This is a genomic window from Actinoplanes utahensis (assembly GCF_016862455.1).
Classification (GTDB): domain Bacteria; phylum Actinomycetota; class Actinomycetes; order Mycobacteriales; family Micromonosporaceae; genus Actinoplanes; species Actinoplanes utahensis.
The window spans coordinates 106,666-124,614 of record NZ_BOMZ01000091.1 but is presented as its reverse complement, the minus strand read 5'-3'; the positions used below and the strand labels follow the sequence as shown (position 1 = coordinate 124,614).

The 17,949-nt window shown below is 71.9% G+C and carries 22 protein-coding genes; 15 read left to right on the top strand and 7 right to left on the bottom strand.

The features are described 5' to 3' along the window. Positions 1 to 18: 18 nt before the first annotated feature. Positions 19 to 936 (bottom strand): manganese catalase, encoded by a 918-nt coding sequence (locus Aut01nite_RS33345; RefSeq protein ID WP_043527608.1) that lies wholly within the window; start codon positions 934 to 936, stop codon positions 19 to 21. A 114-nt stretch (positions 937 to 1,050) separates the two neighbouring features. Between Aut01nite_RS33345 and Aut01nite_RS33340 the strand changes: the two genes are divergently transcribed. Continuing rightward, positions 1,051 to 2,292, top strand: coding sequence for an Nramp family divalent metal transporter (locus tag Aut01nite_RS33340; protein ID WP_043527696.1), 1,242 nt, complete (start codon positions 1,051 to 1,053; stop codon positions 2,290 to 2,292). Between the two features lie 37 nt (positions 2,293 to 2,329). Here the strand turns inward: Aut01nite_RS33340 and Aut01nite_RS33335 are convergent, their stop codons facing one another. Next, positions 2,330 to 2,974 (bottom strand): response regulator, encoded by a 645-nt coding sequence (locus tag Aut01nite_RS33335; protein WP_043527610.1) that lies wholly within the window; start codon positions 2,972 to 2,974, stop codon positions 2,330 to 2,332. Positions 2,975 to 3,004: 30 nt separating this feature from the next. Between Aut01nite_RS33335 and Aut01nite_RS33330 the strand changes: the two genes are divergently transcribed. From Aut01nite_RS33330 to Aut01nite_RS33320, 3 genes are all read left to right on the top strand, one after another. Continuing rightward, positions 3,005 to 3,652 (top strand): sensor histidine kinase, encoded by a 648-nt coding sequence (locus Aut01nite_RS33330; RefSeq protein WP_083999331.1) that lies wholly within the window; start codon positions 3,005 to 3,007, stop codon positions 3,650 to 3,652. A 56-nt stretch (positions 3,653 to 3,708) separates the two neighbouring features. Further along, positions 3,709 to 3,876, top strand: coding sequence for a hypothetical protein (locus Aut01nite_RS33325; RefSeq protein WP_161790678.1), 168 nt, complete (start codon positions 3,709 to 3,711; stop codon positions 3,874 to 3,876). Positions 3,877 to 4,006: 130 nt separating this feature from the next. Continuing rightward, positions 4,007 to 4,645, top strand: coding sequence for an HAD family hydrolase (locus tag Aut01nite_RS33320; RefSeq protein WP_043527698.1), 639 nt, complete (start codon positions 4,007 to 4,009; stop codon positions 4,643 to 4,645). Positions 4,646 to 4,700: 55 nt separating this feature from the next. Here the strand turns inward: Aut01nite_RS33320 and Aut01nite_RS33315 are convergent, their stop codons facing one another. Both Aut01nite_RS33315 and Aut01nite_RS33310 read right to left on the bottom strand, forming a co-directional pair. Beyond that, positions 4,701 to 5,264, bottom strand: a complete 564-nt coding sequence (locus Aut01nite_RS33315) for a barstar family protein (protein ID WP_083999333.1) — start codon at positions 5,262 to 5,264, stop codon at positions 4,701 to 4,703. A gap of 338 nt (positions 5,265 to 5,602) precedes the next feature. Then, the gene (locus Aut01nite_RS33310; RefSeq protein ID WP_152628846.1) at positions 5,603 to 6,202 is read right to left on the bottom strand and encodes a DUF1877 family protein; all 600 of its coding nucleotides are present in this window, start codon (positions 6,200 to 6,202) and stop codon (positions 5,603 to 5,605) included. 36 nt (positions 6,203 to 6,238) lie between these two features. Here Aut01nite_RS33310 and Aut01nite_RS33305 point away from each other — a divergent pair, with 36 nt between their 5' ends. Together Aut01nite_RS33305 and Aut01nite_RS33300 are read left to right on the top strand one after the other, a co-directional pair. After that, positions 6,239 to 6,793 carry a VanZ family protein gene (locus Aut01nite_RS33305; protein ID WP_043527616.1) on the top strand — a complete coding sequence of 185 codons (555 nt, stop codon included), beginning with the start codon at positions 6,239 to 6,241 and terminating at the stop codon, positions 6,791 to 6,793. A 23-nt stretch (positions 6,794 to 6,816) separates the two neighbouring features. After that, positions 6,817 to 7,266, top strand: coding sequence for a DUF4362 domain-containing protein (locus tag Aut01nite_RS33300; protein WP_152628847.1), 450 nt, complete (start codon positions 6,817 to 6,819; stop codon positions 7,264 to 7,266). 114 nt (positions 7,267 to 7,380) lie between these two features. On the opposite strand, the gene Aut01nite_RS33295 is transcribed toward Aut01nite_RS33300, so the two are convergent. After that, complete coding sequence (locus Aut01nite_RS33295) at positions 7,381 to 8,568, bottom strand: ROK family transcriptional regulator (RefSeq protein ID WP_052164030.1); 1,188 nt, start codon at positions 8,566 to 8,568, stop codon at positions 7,381 to 7,383. A gap of 122 nt (positions 8,569 to 8,690) precedes the next feature. Here Aut01nite_RS33295 and Aut01nite_RS33290 point away from each other — a divergent pair, with 122 nt between their 5' ends. After that, positions 8,691 to 9,518 carry a LacI family DNA-binding transcriptional regulator gene (locus Aut01nite_RS33290; RefSeq protein ID WP_052164019.1) on the top strand — a complete coding sequence of 276 codons (828 nt, stop codon included), beginning with the start codon at positions 8,691 to 8,693 and terminating at the stop codon, positions 9,516 to 9,518. A 51-nt stretch (positions 9,519 to 9,569) separates the two neighbouring features. Here the strand turns inward: Aut01nite_RS33290 and Aut01nite_RS33285 are convergent, their stop codons facing one another. Together Aut01nite_RS33285 and Aut01nite_RS33280 are read right to left on the bottom strand one after the other, a co-directional pair. Continuing rightward, positions 9,570 to 10,061, bottom strand: a complete 492-nt coding sequence (locus tag Aut01nite_RS33285; RefSeq protein ID WP_043527620.1) for a hypothetical protein — start codon at positions 10,059 to 10,061, stop codon at positions 9,570 to 9,572. Between the two features lie 75 nt (positions 10,062 to 10,136). After that, positions 10,137 to 11,027: an SDR family NAD(P)-dependent oxidoreductase gene (locus tag Aut01nite_RS33280; protein ID WP_043527622.1), complete on the bottom strand. Its 891-nt coding sequence runs from the start codon at positions 11,025 to 11,027 to the stop codon at positions 10,137 to 10,139. 173 nt (positions 11,028 to 11,200) lie between these two features. On the opposite strand from Aut01nite_RS33280, the gene Aut01nite_RS33275 reads away from it, so the two are divergent. From Aut01nite_RS33275 to Aut01nite_RS33240, 8 genes are all read left to right on the top strand, one after another. Then, positions 11,201 to 12,094 carry a helix-turn-helix transcriptional regulator gene (locus Aut01nite_RS33275; RefSeq protein ID WP_043527624.1) on the top strand — a complete coding sequence of 298 codons (894 nt, stop codon included), beginning with the start codon at positions 11,201 to 11,203 and terminating at the stop codon, positions 12,092 to 12,094. 16 nt (positions 12,095 to 12,110) lie between these two features. Continuing rightward, complete coding sequence (locus Aut01nite_RS33270) at positions 12,111 to 12,578, top strand: hypothetical protein (protein WP_043527626.1); 468 nt, start codon at positions 12,111 to 12,113, stop codon at positions 12,576 to 12,578. Positions 12,579 to 12,611: 33 nt separating this feature from the next. Continuing rightward, the gene (locus tag Aut01nite_RS33265) at positions 12,612 to 13,262 is read left to right on the top strand and encodes a TetR/AcrR family transcriptional regulator (protein ID WP_043527628.1); all 651 of its coding nucleotides are present in this window, start codon (positions 12,612 to 12,614) and stop codon (positions 13,260 to 13,262) included. Positions 13,263 to 13,368: 106 nt separating this feature from the next. Then, a complete protein-coding gene (locus tag Aut01nite_RS33260; RefSeq protein ID WP_043527630.1) occupies positions 13,369 to 14,133 on the top strand; it encodes an SDR family NAD(P)-dependent oxidoreductase in 765 nt (254 codons plus the stop codon). Beyond that, complete coding sequence (locus tag Aut01nite_RS33255; RefSeq protein WP_043527631.1) at positions 14,130 to 15,122, top strand: NAD(P)H-dependent flavin oxidoreductase; 993 nt, start codon at positions 14,130 to 14,132, stop codon at positions 15,120 to 15,122. The genes Aut01nite_RS33260 and Aut01nite_RS33255 overlap by 4 nt, the downstream gene beginning before the upstream one ends. After that, complete coding sequence (locus Aut01nite_RS33250; RefSeq protein WP_043527633.1) at positions 15,119 to 15,892, top strand: enoyl-CoA hydratase; 774 nt, start codon at positions 15,119 to 15,121, stop codon at positions 15,890 to 15,892. The genes Aut01nite_RS33255 and Aut01nite_RS33250 overlap by 4 nt, the downstream gene beginning before the upstream one ends. 95 nt (positions 15,893 to 15,987) lie before the next feature. Then, on the top strand, positions 15,988 to 16,632 hold the full coding sequence (locus Aut01nite_RS33245; RefSeq protein ID WP_043527634.1) for an AfsR/SARP family transcriptional regulator: 645 nt from the start codon (positions 15,988 to 15,990) through the stop codon (positions 16,630 to 16,632). An 83-nt stretch (positions 16,633 to 16,715) separates the two neighbouring features. Next, the gene (locus Aut01nite_RS33240; RefSeq protein WP_043527636.1) at positions 16,716 to 17,657 is read left to right on the top strand and encodes an aldo/keto reductase; all 942 of its coding nucleotides are present in this window, start codon (positions 16,716 to 16,718) and stop codon (positions 17,655 to 17,657) included. Positions 17,658 to 17,949 lie beyond the last annotated feature (292 nt).

Below are 17,949 nucleotides of genomic sequence, written 5' to 3'. Positions count from 1 at the left end.
CTCGCACGTTCCCGGCACCTACTCCAGGGCGCCCTTGATCTTGTTGACGACGTTGGCGACGCCCTGACCGGTGGCGCCGGCCGCGGTTCCGGGCTTGCCCTTGCCCATCTGGCCGTCGTACGTGACGAACAGCTTCGGGTCCGGAGCCGGGCCGAGTGGCTTGTCGTCGGTCAGCGGCTGCGCGTCCGGCACGTACACGATCTCGTCCTTGCCGTTGAGGGTCGGGCCCTGCGCCCAGCGGCCCTCACCGGCCCGGCTCGCCGGGTCGAAGCTGTAGAACGTGTGGTTGGCCTCCGGGTGCTCGAACTCGGCGTTCGAGTCCTCGATGCCGTTCTCGGTGAACCCGTCCTGGATCAGCTGTTCGATGCCGAGCAGCCACTGCTGCTGGTGGTAGGTGTCGCGGGCCAGGTTGAACTGGAGCATGTCCTTGACCCCGCGGTCGTCGGTCATGTTGTAGACCCGGCTGGTCATCAGCCGGCTCTGCGCCTCGGCCGCCACGTTGGAGCGGAAGTCCGACAGCAGGTTGCCGCTGGCGACGATGTAGCCGGCGTTCCACGGCACACCCGCGGCGTCCCGGGGCAGGGCGCCACCGCCGGTGACGATGGCGTGCTGGAAGTTCATCCCGCCCATCACCGCGCCGAGCATCGGGTTGGCCGCCGCGGCCTTCTCCTGCGCCTCGTTCGGCGCGCCTTCCAGCAGCCGGGCCAGCATGGTGGTGAGCATCTCGACGTGACCGATCTCCTCGGTCGCGATGTCCATGATCATGTCCTTGTACTTGCCGGGCACGCGGCACGACCAGCCCTGCCACAGGTACTGCATCATCACGGTCATCTCACCGAACTGGCCACCGACGAGTTCCTGCATCTTCGCGGCCAGAACCGCGTCCGGCTTCTCCGGCTTGGCCTGGAACTGCAGGTAGTCGACGTGCTTGAACATCACGTTCTCCTCTCGTACGAGTGGTGTGGCACATCGATGGGCTACCCGCCGCGCTGGCCCGTACAGGTCGGCCCGGGCCCGGGCAGGCCGCAGGGCCGGGGCAATCCGGCGGGCATGGTGGTACTCGACTTGGCCGTGCCGTTGAAGAACCGGGTGGTCCGGTTGGCGCCGTGGTTCGGCCCGGCGTTCGTGGCCGCGATCGCCTACGCCGACCCGGGTAACTTCGCCACCAACTTCACCGCCGGGGCGACGTCCGGATATCTGCTGGTGTGGGTGATCGTGGCGGCGAACCTGATGGCGATGCTGATCCAGTCGCTGTCCGCGAAGCTGGGCCTGGTCACCGGCCGTGATCTGCCCGAACTGTGCCGCGAGCACCTGCCCCGGCCGGTGGCCCGCGGCCTGTGGGTGCAGGCGGAGCTGGTGGCGATGGCCACCGACCTGGCGGAGATCGTCGGCGGGGCGCTCGCGCTGTACCTGCTGTTCGGCATGCCGCTGCCGCTCGGCGGCCTGATCACCTGCGTGGCGGCGTTCGCCCTGTTGGAGCTGCACCGGCGCGGCGTGCGCCGGTTCGAGACGGTGATCGGCGCCATGCTCGGGGTGATCCTGCTCGGCTTCCTCTACACGGGCTTGCGGTCCGGCGGCGATCCGGCCGCCTTCGCCGCCGGTCTGGTGCCGTCGTTCGCCGGCACCGACTCCCTGCTGCTGGCCACCGGCATCCTGGGCGCCACCGTGATGCCGCACGTGATCTACCTGCATTCGGCGCTGACCAAGTCCCGGGCGGCCACCGCCGCCGACCCGGCCGCCCGCCGGCAGGCGCTGCGCTACCAGCGCGCCGACACACTCGTCGCGCTCGGTGCGGCCGGGCTGATCAATCTGGCGATGCTGGTGGTGGCCGCACAGTTGTTCTTCGGTTCGCCGATCGGCGGCACGGACACTCTCGAGGGCATCCATGCCGGTCTGGGATCGGTGCTGGACGGGCATGCCGCGCTGGCGTTCGCGATCGCCCTGCTCGCCTCCGGCCTGGCGTCGTCCGGCGTGGGCACCTACGCCGGGCAGGTGGTCATGCAGGGGTTCATCGGCCGCAGCATTCCGCTGCTGCTGCGCCGGCTGGTCACCATGGCCCCGGCGATGGCGGTGCTGCTGATCGGCGCCGACCCGACCACCGCGCTGGTCTGGTCGCAGGTGGTCCTGTCGTTCGGGGTGCCGTTCGCCCTGGTGCCGCTGATCTGGCTGACCCGCCGCCGGGACGTGCTCGGTGACCAGGTCAACCACCCGGTGACGACGGCCACCGCGGCGGCGGCCGCCGCCCTCATCATCGTCCTGAACGGATTCCTGCTGGTCAGAATGCTGGGTTGAGCCGCCCCGGACGGGGAAGCCGGTCGCGCATGACGACCTACAGCAGGCCGGCGCGGCCGGCCAGCGCGGCGGCCTCGGCCCGGCTGGAGACGTGCAGCCGGCGCAGCAGCGCCGCGGTCAGGCGTTTCACGGTGCGTTCGGACACGTGCATCCGCCCGGCGATCTCCACCGTCGAGGTTCCGGCCGCGATCAGCCGCAGCAGATCCCGGTCGGCGTCGCTGAGCGAGGCGGTGACGGCCGACCCGGCCTGCCGGCGTCGTTGCTCGACGAGCACGCCGAGCAGGTTCCCCGGCATCACCGCCCAGCCGTCGATCGCGGCCAGCAGCGGCTGCAGCAGGCTCGCCGGGTCACTGCTCTTGGGCAGGAATCCGCCGGCCCCGGCCAGCAGCGCCCGGACCGCGATCTCCGGGTCGTCGTCGCCCGACATGGCCAGCACCCGGGCCCGCGGCGCGGCCCGGCGCACCGCCTCGATCGCCCGGATGCCGCCGGGTGGCGGCATGTGCAGGTCGACCAGCACGAGGTCCGGCACCGCGTGGCGGACCACCCCCGCCGCGTACGCCGCGTCACCGGTCGCCGCGACCACGGTGGCCCGGCCCGCACTGACCTCGGGCAACAGCAGTTCCAGCCCACGTACGAAGAGATGGTGATCGTCGATGACGACTATGCGGATCGCGGCGCTCATGGCGCCTCGGTTCCCCGCCCGGGGCGAGTCATGCGCCTGAACCGCCACCGTGCCGCACACGATACGGATCTGCTGGTCCGCACCGTCTGCCATGAGCTGCGCCCGCCGATGGCGACCCTGGCCGGGCTGCTGCGCGCGCTGGAACGGCAGCCGCCGGAGCCGCGCCGCACCGAACTGACCCGGCTGGCCACGGAGCACGCCGTCTACGCCGAGGCGGTTCTGGCGCAGATCGCCGCGACCGTCCGCGGCGAAGCGGAGCCGCCGGCCGGTGCCGTCCCGCTCCAGTCCATCCTGCCGGCGGTCGCCGCGACCGCGCCGCCCGGGATCCTCACGGTGACCGCCGGCCCGAACGCGTTGCGCTGGCCGGTACATCCAGGACACACCCAGCAGATCCTGATCAATCTGGTCGGCAACGCCGTCCGGCACGCGACCGGCCCGGTCCGGCTCGGCTCCCGGGTCCGCGGCCGCCGGCTGCGGCTCACCGTCATCGACCGGGGCGGCCCCACCCCGGGTCTGCGGACCGCGCTGCGCCGACGCCATCCCCCGCCCGGCGACGACGGCCTCGGCCTGTGGGTGGTCCGGCAGCGGCTCGCCGGCCTGAGCGGGACAGTGCGGGCCCGGCGGCTGTTCCCGTCCGGGCTGGTGATGGAGGTGGTCCTGCCGCCGTACCGGGGCTGACCCGGAAAGGACACGGCGGGCCCGTACGGGACGGCCCGCCGGGGCAATCGGCCGGCATGGGAACAGACCACGTCTTCCGTACGGCCATCCTGGCGGCCTGGCTGGTCGCGCTGTTCGTGCACGCCCCGATGAACGCCCGGACCGGCCTGCTCGGCGTCGCCGTCGCGCTGATCTGGGCCGTGCCGCTGCTCCGGCAGCGTGCCGGCCGCCACGTACCCGGGTGACCCACCGGCTCGCCGCGCGGGCCCGCGAGAAACCACCCGGGCGCGACCCGCACCTGCCGGACCGGAGTGCCGGAAGTCCGGGAGGTACCGGCGCGTCCGGCCCGGCACGGCGCCCGCGGCCAGCAGCCACATCGATGTCGGTGGCACGATCCTCGACGAATCCCGCGAGTTCGCGACCTGGGCGGACTGGCTCGGCGTGCCGCACCACACGTTCTCCGCCGTCTTCGGCGCCGGCATCGCCCGCGGCCAGGACTGGCAGACGGCGTTCCGGACCTTCCGCCCCGGTTTCGACCTCCCGGCCGAGCTCGAACGCCGCACCGCCGCCGGCTACCCGGACACCTTCACCGAGGAGGACCTCTATCCCGACGCCCGCGCCTGCCTGGCCGCCCGGAAAGCGCAGGGCCTCCGCGTCGGCCTGGCGGGCAACCAGCCCGCCGAGGCCGAGGCCATGCTGCACGCCCTCGACCTGCCCGTCGACGTCATCGGCGCCTCACACGCCTGGGGCGTGCACAAACCCTCCCCCGCCTTCTTCGACCGGGTCATCCGTGAGGGGGGCGGCGGCACGGCGCATTCCCTGCTGTACGTGGGCGACCGTCCCGACAACGACGCCGCCCCCGCCCTGGACGCTGGCTTGCAGGCGTGCCTGATCCGCCGCGGCCCGTGGGGCTACATCCTGGACACTCCGCCCGAGGTCGCGGCCCGCTGCCTGTTCCGCATCGATTCTCTGGCCGACCTGCCCGCCCTGGTCGCCACCCACAACGCCGCCTGAATCCGTCCGCGACCCGGACCACCGGCCGGTGCGGCCACCGGGCGACGGCCGAACGTCAAGCCGGGTCGCTGCCCGGCCAGTCCGCGCCGATCAGGGTGGCGGTCAACCGCCCGCCGTCGAACGCCACCCGCACATGCTTACCGGATGCCGCCGCCGCAGCGAAGGCGGTGGGTTCCATGTCGGTGGCCAGCAGCACGAAGTGCAACGGGAACGGCGCCCAGTCCTCGTCCCGGATGCCGTCGGCGTCGAGCCGCAGGTTCGCCTGCCATGCCGCCTGACAGAGCACCGAGACGAAGAGCCCCAGGAAATCGGCGTGGGCCAGGTGGTCGGCGTCCTCGATCAGAACCGCGAGGCCCTGCCCACGAAACTCGTGGCCGTGCCAGTCGTGCAGGCAGTCGGCGAGCGCATCCCAGTTGCGACCGAAGTAGCCGGGAAACGACAGCTCCCGGGCGAACACCGCGAAGAGCGACGCCGGATCCCGGAGCTCCCGGCCCGCCATCCGGACCACCGTTCCACCCTGCCTCCGCAGCTCAGCCACTTCAGCGGCGACCCACGGATCGTCCTGCCGTGTGACGACGACCCACGGCGACCGGCATTCGGAAAGACTCGGTTGCGTCATCCGATGATCCTTTCAGGCCCCCGGTGCGGCGGATCCCGGGTGGAGCGGTTCCGGGCCCGGTTGCGGTTTTGTCCGGCTGGATGTGGGTGCTGTCTCAGCAGCGCTGAGACAGCACCGGGGGTGACCGCAACGGCATGCATGAGTGGCACCCGGGGGTGGGCGTGCGGGGAGGCCTGCCGTTGCCGCCGCGAGTCACGGGAGGCTGCGTGGCCCGTACCGGAGCATGGTGTGCGAGAACCTCCGCGGACCGGAAGCGGAGATCGGGTGGTGGCCCGGCCGAGCAGCCATCGAACGCACACCGCGAAGCCCCGAGGTCGTCGGCGCATCGAGCGTCGCCATCAGAACAGCGTGATCATCAGGTCCAGGCCCCGGGCGGCGACGCTGCGGCAGTGATCGGCCCAGGCGTGCAGGTCACGGAGGTTCCTGCCGAAGCTCTCGGTGTCGTCCTCGCCTTCGTGGACCTTGTAGACGCCGAGTTCGTGCATCTCCGCCACGGAGTACTCCCGCCTCGCCGCCGCGACATCGAGGTCGTCGATCAGCCGGGCCGCCCGGGCCAGTTCGGCCGCTGTCGAGCACCGCCACGGGATGCCCTGCCCGCTGGTGGCGTGTGCGGCGAACAGCCGCTCCCCGAAGATCGCCCGGTGCTCGGCGGTCCGCGCACGCGCGTCGGCGTCGCGGAGGTTGCGGTACCCGACCGGGTCCAGCAGGTACTCGGCCTGCTGATGGTTACGGCCGCCGAAGAAGTCGTGCACCCGCTTCGCGTCCTCGGGCAGGGCGGCGAGCAGCCGCCGCGTGATGTCCGGAAGCTCCTCGCCGGGCCACGGCCCGCAGAACGGCGGCTGATCCTCCGCCACGTTCCACAACCGCGCATCGGTACGGACGGCCCGCACCGGCTCCGCGTCGAGCCGGATCATCATGCATTCGAAATCGAGTCCCACGGATGGGTATGATTCGCAGCCGGAAGCGGGGGGTCAATGCTCAACGGCTGGCAGGGCCTGTTCGGGACGGTTCCCGGCGTTGTGGTGCTCACGGTGCTGACGCTGCCGCTGGCCGCGCTGGCCGTCTGGTTGCTGGCGCGACGGCGTGGTGAGCTGCGAAGACCTCTCGCGGAGGTCGCCATCGTCTACGGGACGGTGCCGTGGGTGTGGATGATCCTGCTGCCGAACGGTGGGGACACCGACCGCGACCCCCGGGTCGATCTGGTTCCGCTGCGGGACCTGGCCGACGTCGCCACCGCCGGGCCGGTGACCGCGACCGTGCAGATCGTCGCGAACCTGCTGGTCTTCGCCTCGCTCGGCTTCTTCGGCCCGATCCGGTTCGCGGTCCTGGCGTCGGCGCCGCGGATGCTGGCGATCGGCGCGGCCGGTTCGATCCTGGTCGAGACCCTGCAGTACGTGCTGCGCCTGGACCGGGTCTCGTCGATCGACGACGTGCTGCTCAACGCGGCGGGCGCCGGGCTGGCCGCGCTCGCTTCCCGCCGCTGGTGGGCCCAGCGGCAGGGAACTCGCAGCGAGGTCACCGCGTCGTAGCCCCTGACGAAAGGGGCAACCCCATGATCAAAAGAAGTGTGGGTACGGTGCTCGCGCTGCTGACCCTCGCGGCGTGCAGCGAACCGGCGACGGTGACCACGACCGCCTCCAGCCCACCGACCGCCCTCGGCCCATCGGCTGCCTCCAGCCCGTCGGCGACGATCGAGGACTGCGGCACGTTCACCCGGTCACACGGTGACGAACTGTCCGCGCCGGCCGCCCGATGCCTGATCCAGGCCGCGCGGGCCGGGCACCCGGCCCGGTTGCGGGTCACCTCCCCCACGGTCGAGGGCGACCTGATCCCCGTCACCTACACCGTGAGCGGGAGCAACCGGGTGGAGGTGATCACCGACTCCCGGCAGGACGGATTCGGCGAGAAGATCATCACTCGGCGGATCTGCACCGAACCGTCGTACCGGGCGGGCGGCCTCGACTTCACCCGCTGCTCAGAGCCGACACCCGTACCAGGCTGACCCACGAGCGGCAGAACGACCCGGTACGCCGCATGACCGCAGAGCCTCTGACCTCCATCGCGACCTCGCGCCGTTGATCCTGGACCCGGCCCCGCGCTGTCACCTCTTCAGCGGTCAGGCAGCTGAGTCGCGGGACACCCGGAGGCCCGGCGTGTGACCGGGAGCGATGGACGCCTGGACGATCAGCGCGGCGCCGCCGATGGCGGCCGCGTTGCGCGGCTGCGCGGACAGTTCGACCAGGATCTCGTGCCGGTGCCGGGCATGCGCGGTACGGGCGAGGTGGGCGCGCAGCCGGCGGGCATAGATCGAGCCGGCCACCGCCACGCCCGGGCCGGTCAGCACGATCCGGCCCAGGTCGAGCAGGTTCACCATCGAGGTCACGGCCACGCTCAGGTAGCCGGCCGCTTTGTCGACCACGGCGTAGGCTTCGGCGTCGCCGTTGACCGCGGCACGGGCCACCGTGTCGTACGCCGATGAGACGGTCCCGTCCAGCCGCAACCGGGACGCCAGTTCCGGGTACGACCGGGCCTCCTCCACCGTGGCGCTCATCGACGCGTACCGTTCCACGCAGCCCTGATTGCCGCACGGGCACGGCCGGCCGTCGTACTGGATCGAGAGATGCCCCAGCTCCCCCGCGTCGAAGCCGGCACCCCGGAACAGCGCCCCGCCGAACACCAGCCCCGCCCCGATCCCGGTGGACAGGTACACCGCGCCGAACGACTGCTCCCGCGACACCCGCCGGGACCAGAACTCGCCGAGTGCCGCAGCCGCCGCATCGTTCTCCACCAGCACCGGGATCTTCAGCCGGTCCGCCAGCTCGTCACGGAGCGCGCCGAACGTGTCCGGGTCGCCGGGGCTCGCCGTCGGCGCCACCACCGCCAGGCCCTCCACCCGCTCCCGCGGCAGGTCCAGGCCGTCGGTGAAGTCGTCGAACCGGGCCGCCAGCTGGCCGGCCAGGTCCGAGCCGTCCAGCGGCACCACCTCGCGGCCCACCACCCCGCCGGTCAGGTCGATCGCCACACAGGTCACCGACTCCGGGCCCAGCTGGAACCCGACCCCGAACAGGTTCGCCGGGTTGATCGCGAGCAGCTTGCGCGGCTTGCCCCGAGCCGAGTCGACCGCACCCGTCTCGTGGATCACGCCGGCGGCGATCAGGTCACGCACGATGTTCGAGATCGACGGCTGGGTCAGCCCGGTCAGCTCCGCCACCTCGACCCGGCTGATCGGCTCGGCGGAGCGGATCACGTCCACCACCAGGGCCCGACTGCCCGGCCCGGCTGCGGGCGCTTCTCTACGTGCCATGGCGGTACGGTATCGCGTGGCCGACAGCAACCTCACCGCGTGATCGACAAGTACGTCGTCGCGCGGTCGACAAGAACCTCATCGCGCGGTCGCGTGATCGACGAGAACCTCGGAGGCGGACCGTGACGCAGGCGCAACGGCGGGTCGGGATGGTCCTGGCGCGGGCGTCCCGGGTGCTCGGCGAGGAGCCGTACTATCACGAGTTCCTCGAGGGCCTCGAACGCGTGCTCACCCCCGCCGGCGTGTCGGTGCTGGTCAAGGTGGTGACCGACCGGGACGCGGAGAGCGAGACCTACGAGCGCTGGGCCGCCGAGGGCCACGTCGGCGGTGTCGTGCTCCTCGACCTCGTCCCCGACGACGACCGCGTCGAACTGGTCGGCCGGCTGTCCCTGCCGGCGGTCGTCCTGGGTGCGCCGTCGACCGCGCCCGGACTGCCGACGGTGTGGACCGACGACGCCGGTTTCGCCCGGGAGGCGATCCGTTTCCTGGCATCCCGCGGCCACGAGTCGATCGGCCACATCACCGGCCCGGCCACGTTCGCGCACACCCAGCTGCGCCGGGCGGGCGCCGAGAAGGAGGCGCAGGCGCGGGGGGTGCGGCTGACGCATGCGGTGGCCGATTACTCGTACGAGTCCGGTCGCACCGCCACCGCCGAACTGCTCGCCGCCTCCCCCACCGCCATCGTCTGCGACAACGACGTGATGGCCCTGGCCGCCCTGGAGACCCTGCGCGACCGCGGCCTGTCCGTCCCCGCCGACATCTCGGTCGTCGCCTGGGACGACTCCGCGCAGTGCCAGCTCGCCGTCCCGGCCCTGTCCGCCATGAGCCACGACGTGGGCCGCATCGGCGAACTGGGCGCCCGCGCCCTCCTCGACGCGATGGCCGGTGCCCCGCCCGCCGTCTACGAGGCCCCGGCCGCTCACCTCGTCATCCGCGCCAGCACCCGCTGATCCCGGATTTCCGCAGCGTGACGAGCACGCGACCCTCGTGCCGCCGGTCCGTCACCGGGTCCGCTGCCGCCGTGCCCGCGTGTCCCGCGCCTTCGGACCCGGCGGCCGGTGCAGCAGCACGATCGCTGCGCCGAGCACCCCGGGGAGCACGAGCAACACCACCGACGAGCGCAACGCCAGCCCCGCGTCGAACACGGCGGTGACCGTCTCGCCGGCGAGCCCGGCGACGACCGCCAGCAGAGCCGACACTCGGGCCGCCAGGTGCCCCACCGGTCCCCGGTCCCTGGACGGCGGGAACGCCATCCGACACGACAGATAGACCGCCTGCGTGCCGGTGCACACGAACGACAGGCCGGCGACATGCCTCCATCCGAATGCCGAGCCCTGCAGCAGCCCGAAGAGGGTGAGCCAGATCAGTCCGAGACCCAGCGTCATGAGCAGCATGGAGCCGTAGAAACGTGCTCTGCCGTGCCGGGCGGCGGCCGCGCCGACTGCGCAGTTCGCGACGACAAGGACCAGCCCCAGGGCTTTCGCTGCGCTCACCGCCGCAGGATAGTCGTCAGACCGATCGACGGGTGATGAGCCGTCGATGTCTCGGGTTCGGCAACCGACCGCGCCTCACCGGTGCCGCTCCCGCCCTGGACCGACGTGAAGAGCACCGGCGCCGGTGAGAGAGACGGTTGCCTCCCACAGCTCCTCAGCGGCCGTCGGATCCTGGCCGGCGCGGCCGGGTCTGCGGATGGCCGGGTGACCGGTGAAGCTGAACAGACCGTCCGGGCCGACGTAGGCGTTGCCGGGAACGTCCTGGGTGGCCGCGTACAGCAGGGGCAGCGCCCCGTGTTCGACGTCCTGGACCAGGAACGGCAACCGGTTGACGATGTTCAATTTCGAGTGGGTGACCAGTCCGGTCCGGGCGACGCCGGGATGGGCGATCACCGAGCGGAGGCGGCTGCCGGCGGCGGTCAGGCGGCGTTGCAGTTCCAGGGAGAACAGCACTACGGCGAGTTTGGACGACTCGTAGACGGCCAGCCCGTTGTACTTGCGGGTACGCCAGTCCAGGTCGTCGACCTTCACCTTGCCGAAGCGGTGCAGCTGGCTGGACACCGTCACCACGCGGTCGGTCAGCCGCGGCAGCAGCAGGTTGGTGAGCAGGAACGGCCCGAAGTAGTTCGTCGCGGTCTGCAGGTCCAGTCCCTGCCGGGTCCGGGCTGCCGGGATGTCCATCACCCCGGCGTTGTTGATCAGGATGTCGATGTCGCCGGTGTACGACTGGGCGAACGCCCGGATCGAGTCCAGGTCCGATACATCGAGGCGCCGGACATCGAAATCACCTCGCATGCCGGCCACGGCCCGGCGGGCCTTCTCGACGTCGCGTACCGCCAGCACCACATGGGCACCGGCCCGGGCCAGCTCGCGGGTGGCCACCAGACCGATTCCGCCGCCGGCGCCGGTGATCACCACCGTGGTGCCGGTCAGGGTCGGCATCTGGTCAGCGGTCCATTTGGCCATGGGAGACTCCTTGTGAGGGGTACGTGTCGGATCTACCGCCGTCCCAGTAGAGACGCACCGCGCCGGTGGATGAAGGACTCGGCCAGCCACTGAACAGCAGGGCGTGGATAACGGAAGCCCAGTTGCTGGACGATGAGGCGCGGATACGACGCGACGGTGAGAGCAGGAACCCGATGGTGGACAGGGCACTGGACCGTGACGGCCTGGCCGCCTTCCTGCGTGGTCGGCGAGAGGTGCTGCAGCCCGAGGACGTCGGGTTGCGTCGCGGTGCCCGCCGGCGCACGGCCGGCCTGCGCCGTGAGGAGGTCGCCGAACTGTGCGACATGTCGGTCGACTATCTCGCCCGCCTGGAGCGTGGCAGTGGGTCCCAGCCGTCGCACCAGATGGCCGCGGCCATCGCCCGGGGCCTGCGGCTGACCCCCGACGAACGGGACCACCTGTTCCTGCTGTGTGGCCACCGCCTGCAACCACGGCATCTTCGCGACGCCCACATCAGCCCCGGCCTGCTGCGCGTCATGGACCGGCTCCAGGACACCCCGGCCCAGATCGTCGGCCCCATCGGCGAGACGTTGCAGCAGACGCCGCCCGCCGTGGCGCTGCTCGGGGACGAGACACGGCACAGCGGCCCGGCGCGCAGCGCCCTCTACCGGTGGTTCACCGACTCCAGCGCCCGCCGGCGGTACCTGCCCGCCGACCACGACCTGCACAGCCGCGTCTACGTCGCCATTCTGCGCGCCGCAGCCACCGCTCAAGGTCCCGGATCACCCGCCGCCCTGCTGGTACCCGATCTGCAACAGCAGAGCAAGGAGTTCGCCGAGCTGTGGAACCGCCAGGAGGTGGGGCTGCGGTGGAGCGGCGCCAAACGCTTCGTCCACCCCCAGGTCGGACGCATCGACCTGTACTGCCAGACCCTGCTCGACCCGGACCAGGGGCAGTCGCTGCTGATCTTCACCGCCACACCGGGCACGGAGGACCACGAGAAGCTGGCACTGCTCGCCGTGCTCGGCGCCGACACGTTCACGCCCAGCAGAGCTCTCGACTCGTCACCGGGAACCTTCCGCCCCTGAAATCCCTACGGCGGCGGTGCTGGACGCCGATCCGGACCTGCTGCCGGCGCCCGGGGCCGGCGTCGCCCCGGCGCCGCCCGCCCGGCGCGGGCGGATCGTGATCGTCCCGGCGGTCGCGGTGGCCGTCGCGGTGGCCTCGGTGAGCGCGCTGACCTCGGTGACCCGGCCGTGGGAGACGACGCCGCCGGAGCCCGTCGAGGTTTCGCCGTCGGCGGCCGCGCCGATCCGGGCCGCAACGATCGGCCTGAGCCTTCTCGACCGGGGCGACATGGTCACCCTCCGTTGGGACGGGGCGGCGACCAGCGGGTTCGCGCCGATCGTCTTCACCGGCCGGCACCAGCAGGAACCCCGGCCGGTCGGGCAGGTGCCGGCCGGGGTGGGCAGCTACACCGTGGCCGGCCTGAACCCCGACAGCGACTACTGTTTCGCGATCGGGCCGGGGACCACCGGGCCGCTCGATGCGGTCTGCACGCAACGGTCCTGAAGACGGTCAGCGTTGACCGGTATTGTCGCTGACATGACGATGACGCCGGCGGCCGCCGCCGACCCCGGGCCCGCGCGGGGCCGACCGCGGGCCGACCGGACCAGGGAGTCGCGCTCCCGGATCCTCGATGCCGCCGTCACCTGCCTGCTGCGCGACGGGTACGCCCGGACCAGCACCATCTCCATCCAGACCGAGGCGGGGGTGTCGCGCGGGCGGATGCTGCACCAGTTCCCGTCCAAGGAGGAGCTGCTGGTCGCGGCGGCACATCACATCTTCGCGGCGCAGCTGGAGCAGCCGGTGCCCGGACCGCTCACTGATCAGATCGCCGAGGCGCGCGGTCCCGGTGAGCGGATCGCCGTGGTGGTGGACGTGCTGTGGGCGACGTTCCAGGAGCCCAGTTTCTGGGCGGCCACCGAGCTGTGGGTCGCCTCCCGCACCGAGCCCGCGCTCGCCGAGGCGATCCGGCCGGCCGAGCGGCGGCTGGGCCGGGCGATCTGGGCCCGGATGGACCATCTCTTCGGAGCCGAGCTGGTCGCGCGCCCGCTCTACCTCCCGGTCCGCCCAGTGATCTTCACCAGCATGCGGGGTACGGCGTTGAGCTATGCCTTCGACGCCCGGGATCCGCGGTCCGAGCCGCTGCTGGAGCACTGGAAGGAGATCGCCCGGCACGCGCTCCTGGCATGACGATCCATTAACAGACAGCCTTGACTGTTTCTAGGTCGCGGGGTGAGACTCAGCACGCGCGGACCGGCCTCGCGCACGGTCCGGCCAGACTGCGAAGGGGATCTCCGTGAGACTGACCCAGCACGACGTCGCACTCGTCACCGGCGGCGCCTCCGGCCTCGGCCTCGCCACCGCGCGGGCCCTCGCCGCCGCCGGGGCGGCGGTGGTGATCGTCGACCTGCCCTCCTCCGACGGCGAGGACGTGGCCGAACGGCTCGGCGGCACGGCCCGGTTCAGCCCCGCCGACGTGACGAGCGAGGAGTCGGTGACCGCCGCCCTCGACGTGGCCGCCGGGCTGGGACAGCTGCGCGTGGTGGTGAACTGCGCGGGCATCGGGTCGGCGCACCGGGTGGTCGGCAAGAAGGGCGTGTTCCCGCTCGACCTGTTCCGCCGTACCGTCGAAGTGAATCTGATCGGCACTTTCAACGTCATCCGTCTGGCCACCGAACGCATCGCCCGGGGCGAACCGGTCGACGGCGAACGCGGCGTCATCGTCAACACCGCCTCGGTCGCGGCGTTCGACGGGCAGATCGGCCAGGCGGCGTACTCGGCGTCCAAAGGCGGCGTCGCCGCACTCACCCTGCCGGTCGCCCGCGAGCTCGCCAGCTCGCTGATCCGGGTCGTCACCATCGCGCCCGGCCTGTTCGAGACGCCGATGCTGGCCGGGCTGCCGGACGAGGCCCGCGCCTCGCTCGGCGCGCAGGTGCCGCATCCGGCCCGGCTCGGGAGACCTGAGGAGTACGCCGATCTCGCGTTGAGCATCGTGCGCAACCCGATGCTCAACGGCGAGACGATCCGGCTCGACGGCGCGATCCGGATGGCGCCCCGATGAGCGCCGCGCTGACCACCCGGTTCACCGAGACGTTCGGCGTCCGGCATCCCATCGTGCAGGGCGGCATGCAGTGGGTCGGCCGGGCCGAACTGGCCGCCGCGGTCTCCTCGGCCGGCGGCCTCGGCATGATCACCGCACTGACCCAGCCCACCCCGAAGGACCTGGCCGCCGAGATCGAGCGCTGCCGCCGGCTCACCGACCGGCCGTTCGGCGTCAACCTGACGATCCTGCCGGCGATCACCCCGCCGCCCTACGACGAGTACCGCCGGGTCATCGTCGACTCCGGCGTGACGATCGTGGAGACGGCGGGCTCCAACCCGGAACCGCACATGGAGATGTTCCGGTCCCACGGCGTCAAGATCATTCACAAATGTACGAGCGTCCGCCACGCCCGGAAAGCCGAGAAGGTCGGCGTGGACGCGGTCAGCATCGACGGTTTCGAATGCGCCGGGCACCCCGGCGAGGACGACGTGCCCGGTCTCGTGCTGATCCCGGCCGCCACCGCCCGGCTGCGCATCCCGGTGCTCGCCTCCGGCGGTTTCGCCGACGCCCGCGGGCTCGTCGCGGCGCTGGCCCTCGGCGCCGACGGCATCAACATGGGCAGCCGGTTCATGTGCACCACCGAGTCCCCGATCCACGACAAGGTCAAGCAGGCCATCGTGGACGGCGACGAACGCGGCACCCAGCTGATCTTCCGGCAGCTGCGCAACACCGCCCGGGTCGCCGGCAACGCGGTCAGCCGGGAGGTCGTCGAGATCCTGCGGGACGGTGGCGCGTTCCCGGACATCGCCCAACTGGTCGCCGGATCCCGCGGCCGGAAGGTGTTCGAGAACGGCGACCTGGACGCCGGCATCTGGACCGTCGGCATGGTGCAGGGACTGATCCACGACATCCCCACCTGCGCGGAGCTGATCGACCGGATCGTCACCGAAGCCGTCTCGCTCATCCAGAACCGGCTGCGTGCCGTCACCGCCGAGGTGCCCGCATGACCACCGACGACATCGGCGTGCACCACGACGGGCCGGTCCTGCGGATCACCCTGAACCGGCCGCGCGTGCTCAACGCGGTCACCGAGGCCGTCCTCGACGACCTGGCGGATCTGGTCACCGAGGCGGGGACGGACCCGGACGTACGCGTCCTCGTGCTCTCCGGCGCCGGACGTGCCTTCAGCGCCGGCGCCGACCTCGGCAGCGCCGCCGCGGTCACCTCCCCCGAGGCCACCGTGCAGGCCGCGAACCGGCTGATCCGGGCGCTGCTCGCCGTACCCCGGCCGATCGTCGCCGCCGTGCACGGGCCCGCCGCCGGGGTCGGCTGCTCCATCGCCCTCGCCTGCGACCTGGTGCTCGCCTCGAGCACCGCGTTCTTCCAGCTCGCCTTCGTCAACGTCGGCCTGATGCCGGACGGCGGCGCCACCCTGCTCGTCCCGGCCGGCGTCGGCCGGGCCCGGGCGATGGCCCTGTCCCTGCTCGGCGAACGACTGCCCGCCACCACCGCCGCCGCCTGGGGCCTCGTCCATCGTGTGGTGGAACCCGGCGAACTCCAGCCCGCCCTCGACACCCTCGTCACCCGCCTGTCGACGGCCGCCCCCCTCGCCCTCACCGCGACGAAACAGGCGGTCAACGCCGCCACCCTCGGCGACCTCGAAGGCGCCCTGCAACGCGAACTGACCGGCCAGTCGGCGCTGCTGGCCAGCACCGACTTCCACACCGCCGCCGCCGCGTTCCTGGCGAAGGAGACACCGCACTTCGTCGGCCGGTGAACGTCACAGCCGTGCGGTGCTCCACCGGGGGCGCCGCACGGCTGTCGTTATGCTGCAGCCGTGGGGGAAAGCCGCTGGTGGATGGGGATGTCGCGATGAATGACGGCCGGTTACGGTTCGAGATCCTCGGCCGGGTCCGTGCCTACCGCGGCGACGAAGAACTCGATCTCGGACATGTCCGGCAACAAGCGGTCCTCGCGCTCCTGCTGCTGCACGCCGGCCGCCCCGTCCCGCTGGCGCAGATCGTCCACACCCTCTGGAACGGCGACCCGCCGGAGAACGGCGACGACATCGTGCTGCGCTACATCGGCACGCTGCGCCGCATCCTCGACCCGCAGCGCACCGCCCTGCTCGCCCACACCGACGACGGGTACGTTCTGCGCACCGGCGACAACGCCGTCGACACCGGCGTCTTCCGCGCCGCGCTGGACCGGGCCCGCAGCGAACACCAGACCGGCACCCACGGCGACGGCACCCAGGAGGTACGGGCGGTGCTCGACCGCTGGCAGGAGGAGCCACTGTCCGGCCTGACCGGCCCGTACTTCGAGTCGGCCCGGGCCCGTCTCAAGGAGGAACGCGCCACCGCCTCCCAGCTTCTCGCCAAACCGATCCTGGCCACACCCGCCGCCACCGCGCCCGCCACCACACCCGCCGCCACGCCGGCGCCCGACCACGCCGAGCCGGTCGATCCCTGGGCGGGCCACGATCTGTTCCCGCCCGACTGGAGCACCCTGCCCTGACCGCCCTCGATCACTCTTGACCTGGAGTGCGCTCCAGGTGGAAACGTGATCGCCGTCAGCCCGCAGGAAGGAAGGGGACGGCTATGACGGAACGCAGCATGGTTCTCGGGGCGATGTACTTCGGCACCCGGCTGGACGAGACCTCGTCGATGGCGTTGCTGGACCGGTTCGTGGATCAGGGCGGCACCTGGATCGACACCGCCAACAACTACGCGTTCTGGGCCGACCCCAGCGGTGTCGGCGGCCAGAGCGAGGCGCTCATCGGACGGTGGCTGGCATCCCGGCCGGGGATGCGCGACCGGGTGCGGATCAGCACGAAGGTGCGGTACCAGCCGACCATTCCCGGCCGGTGGCCGGAGTCCGCCGAGGGCCTGTCCGGGCCGGTGATCCGGTCGGCGGTGCGGGAGAGCCTGAAACGGCTGAACACCGACCGGCTCGATCTGTACTGGGCGCACGGCGAGGACCGGGCGGTCCCGCTGGAGGAGACCGTGGCCGCGTTCGGTGAACTGGTGCAGGACGGGCTGGTGGCCCGGCTCGGCGCCTCCAACCACGCGGTCTGGCGTGTCGAGCGGGCCCGGCGGCTGGCCGCCCAGCAGGGAGTCGCCGGATACACGGCACTTCAACTGCGCTGGTCGTACGTCGAACCGCGCCCCGGCGCCGAACTCCCCGACCAGGGGCACCGGCTCCTGACACCGGAGGCCCTGGACTACGCCCGCTCCGAACCCGGCATCGCGATGTGGGCGTACACGCCGCTGATCAACGGCGCCTACACCCGCCCGGACCGGCCGCTGCCCGAGGCGTACCAGCATCCGGGCACGGACCGCCGCCTCACCGCACTGGCCGAGGTCGCCGACGAGCTCGGCGTCAGCCGCAATCAGGTGGTGCTCGCCTGGATGGCGACCGGCGACCCGGCGGTCACCCCCATCGTCGGGGTCAGCACACCGGCACAGCTGGACGAGGCACTGCAGGCGGACCGGGTGGTCCTCAGCAGCGATCAGCGCCGGCGCCTCGATCAGGCGGCCTGAGCAGCACGTTTGCGGGGGCATGGATAGGGTTCGTCGGCACGGGCGCCCGGTGGCGGGGAAGACCACGGACGGCACCTTGCGGCATCTGTCGGTGGACCTCGACGACGCTCCCGGCGGGGATGGCGGCGCGATCGGTTGCACGCTGTGCTCGACCCCGGAACGTCCGGTCTGGGGCGAGGACCAAGAGGCGATCACCATGTCGTACGACATACGCCTTCGTGACACCTGCACCGACATCGCCGCCTTGCCGCCGTGCGTGGAGTGCCTGCGGGTGGCGGAGTCACTGACCGCT

Coding starts and splice junctions, on each gene's coding strand:
- Aut01nite_RS33265 (WP_043527628.1), top strand. CDS start 12,612: ATGACGATGACGCCGGCGGCCGCCGCCGACCCCGGGCCCGCGCGGGGC.
- Aut01nite_RS33280 (WP_043527622.1), bottom strand. CDS start 11,027: ATGGCCAAATGGACCGCTGACCAGATGCCGACCCTGACCGGCACCACG.
- Aut01nite_RS33325 (WP_161790678.1), top strand. CDS start 3,709: ATGGGAACAGACCACGTCTTCCGTACGGCCATCCTGGCGGCCTGGCTG.
- Aut01nite_RS33305 (WP_043527616.1), top strand. CDS start 6,239: ATGCTCAACGGCTGGCAGGGCCTGTTCGGGACGGTTCCCGGCGTTGTG.
- Aut01nite_RS33330 (WP_083999331.1), top strand. CDS start 3,005: ATGCGCCTGAACCGCCACCGTGCCGCACACGATACGGATCTGCTGGTC.
- Aut01nite_RS33340 (WP_043527696.1), top strand. CDS start 1,051: ATGGTGGTACTCGACTTGGCCGTGCCGTTGAAGAACCGGGTGGTCCGG.
- Aut01nite_RS33335 (WP_043527610.1), bottom strand. CDS start 2,974: ATGAGCGCCGCGATCCGCATAGTCGTCATCGACGATCACCATCTCTTC.
- Aut01nite_RS33295 (WP_052164030.1), bottom strand. CDS start 8,568: ATGGCACGTAGAGAAGCGCCCGCAGCCGGGCCGGGCAGTCGGGCCCTG.
- Aut01nite_RS33275 (WP_043527624.1), top strand. CDS start 11,201: ATGGTGGACAGGGCACTGGACCGTGACGGCCTGGCCGCCTTCCTGCGT.
- Aut01nite_RS33300 (WP_152628847.1), top strand. CDS start 6,817: ATGATCAAAAGAAGTGTGGGTACGGTGCTCGCGCTGCTGACCCTCGCG.
- Aut01nite_RS33345 (WP_043527608.1), bottom strand. CDS start 936: ATGTTCAAGCACGTCGACTACCTGCAGTTCCAGGCCAAGCCGGAGAAG.
- Aut01nite_RS33255 (WP_043527631.1), top strand. CDS start 14,130: ATGAGCGCCGCGCTGACCACCCGGTTCACCGAGACGTTCGGCGTCCGG.
- Aut01nite_RS33315 (WP_083999333.1), bottom strand. CDS start 5,264: ATGACGCAACCGAGTCTTTCCGAATGCCGGTCGCCGTGGGTCGTCGTC.
- Aut01nite_RS33245 (WP_043527634.1), top strand. CDS start 15,988: ATGAATGACGGCCGGTTACGGTTCGAGATCCTCGGCCGGGTCCGTGCC.
- Aut01nite_RS33250 (WP_043527633.1), top strand. CDS start 15,119: ATGACCACCGACGACATCGGCGTGCACCACGACGGGCCGGTCCTGCGG.
- Aut01nite_RS33240 (WP_043527636.1), top strand. CDS start 16,716: ATGACGGAACGCAGCATGGTTCTCGGGGCGATGTACTTCGGCACCCGG.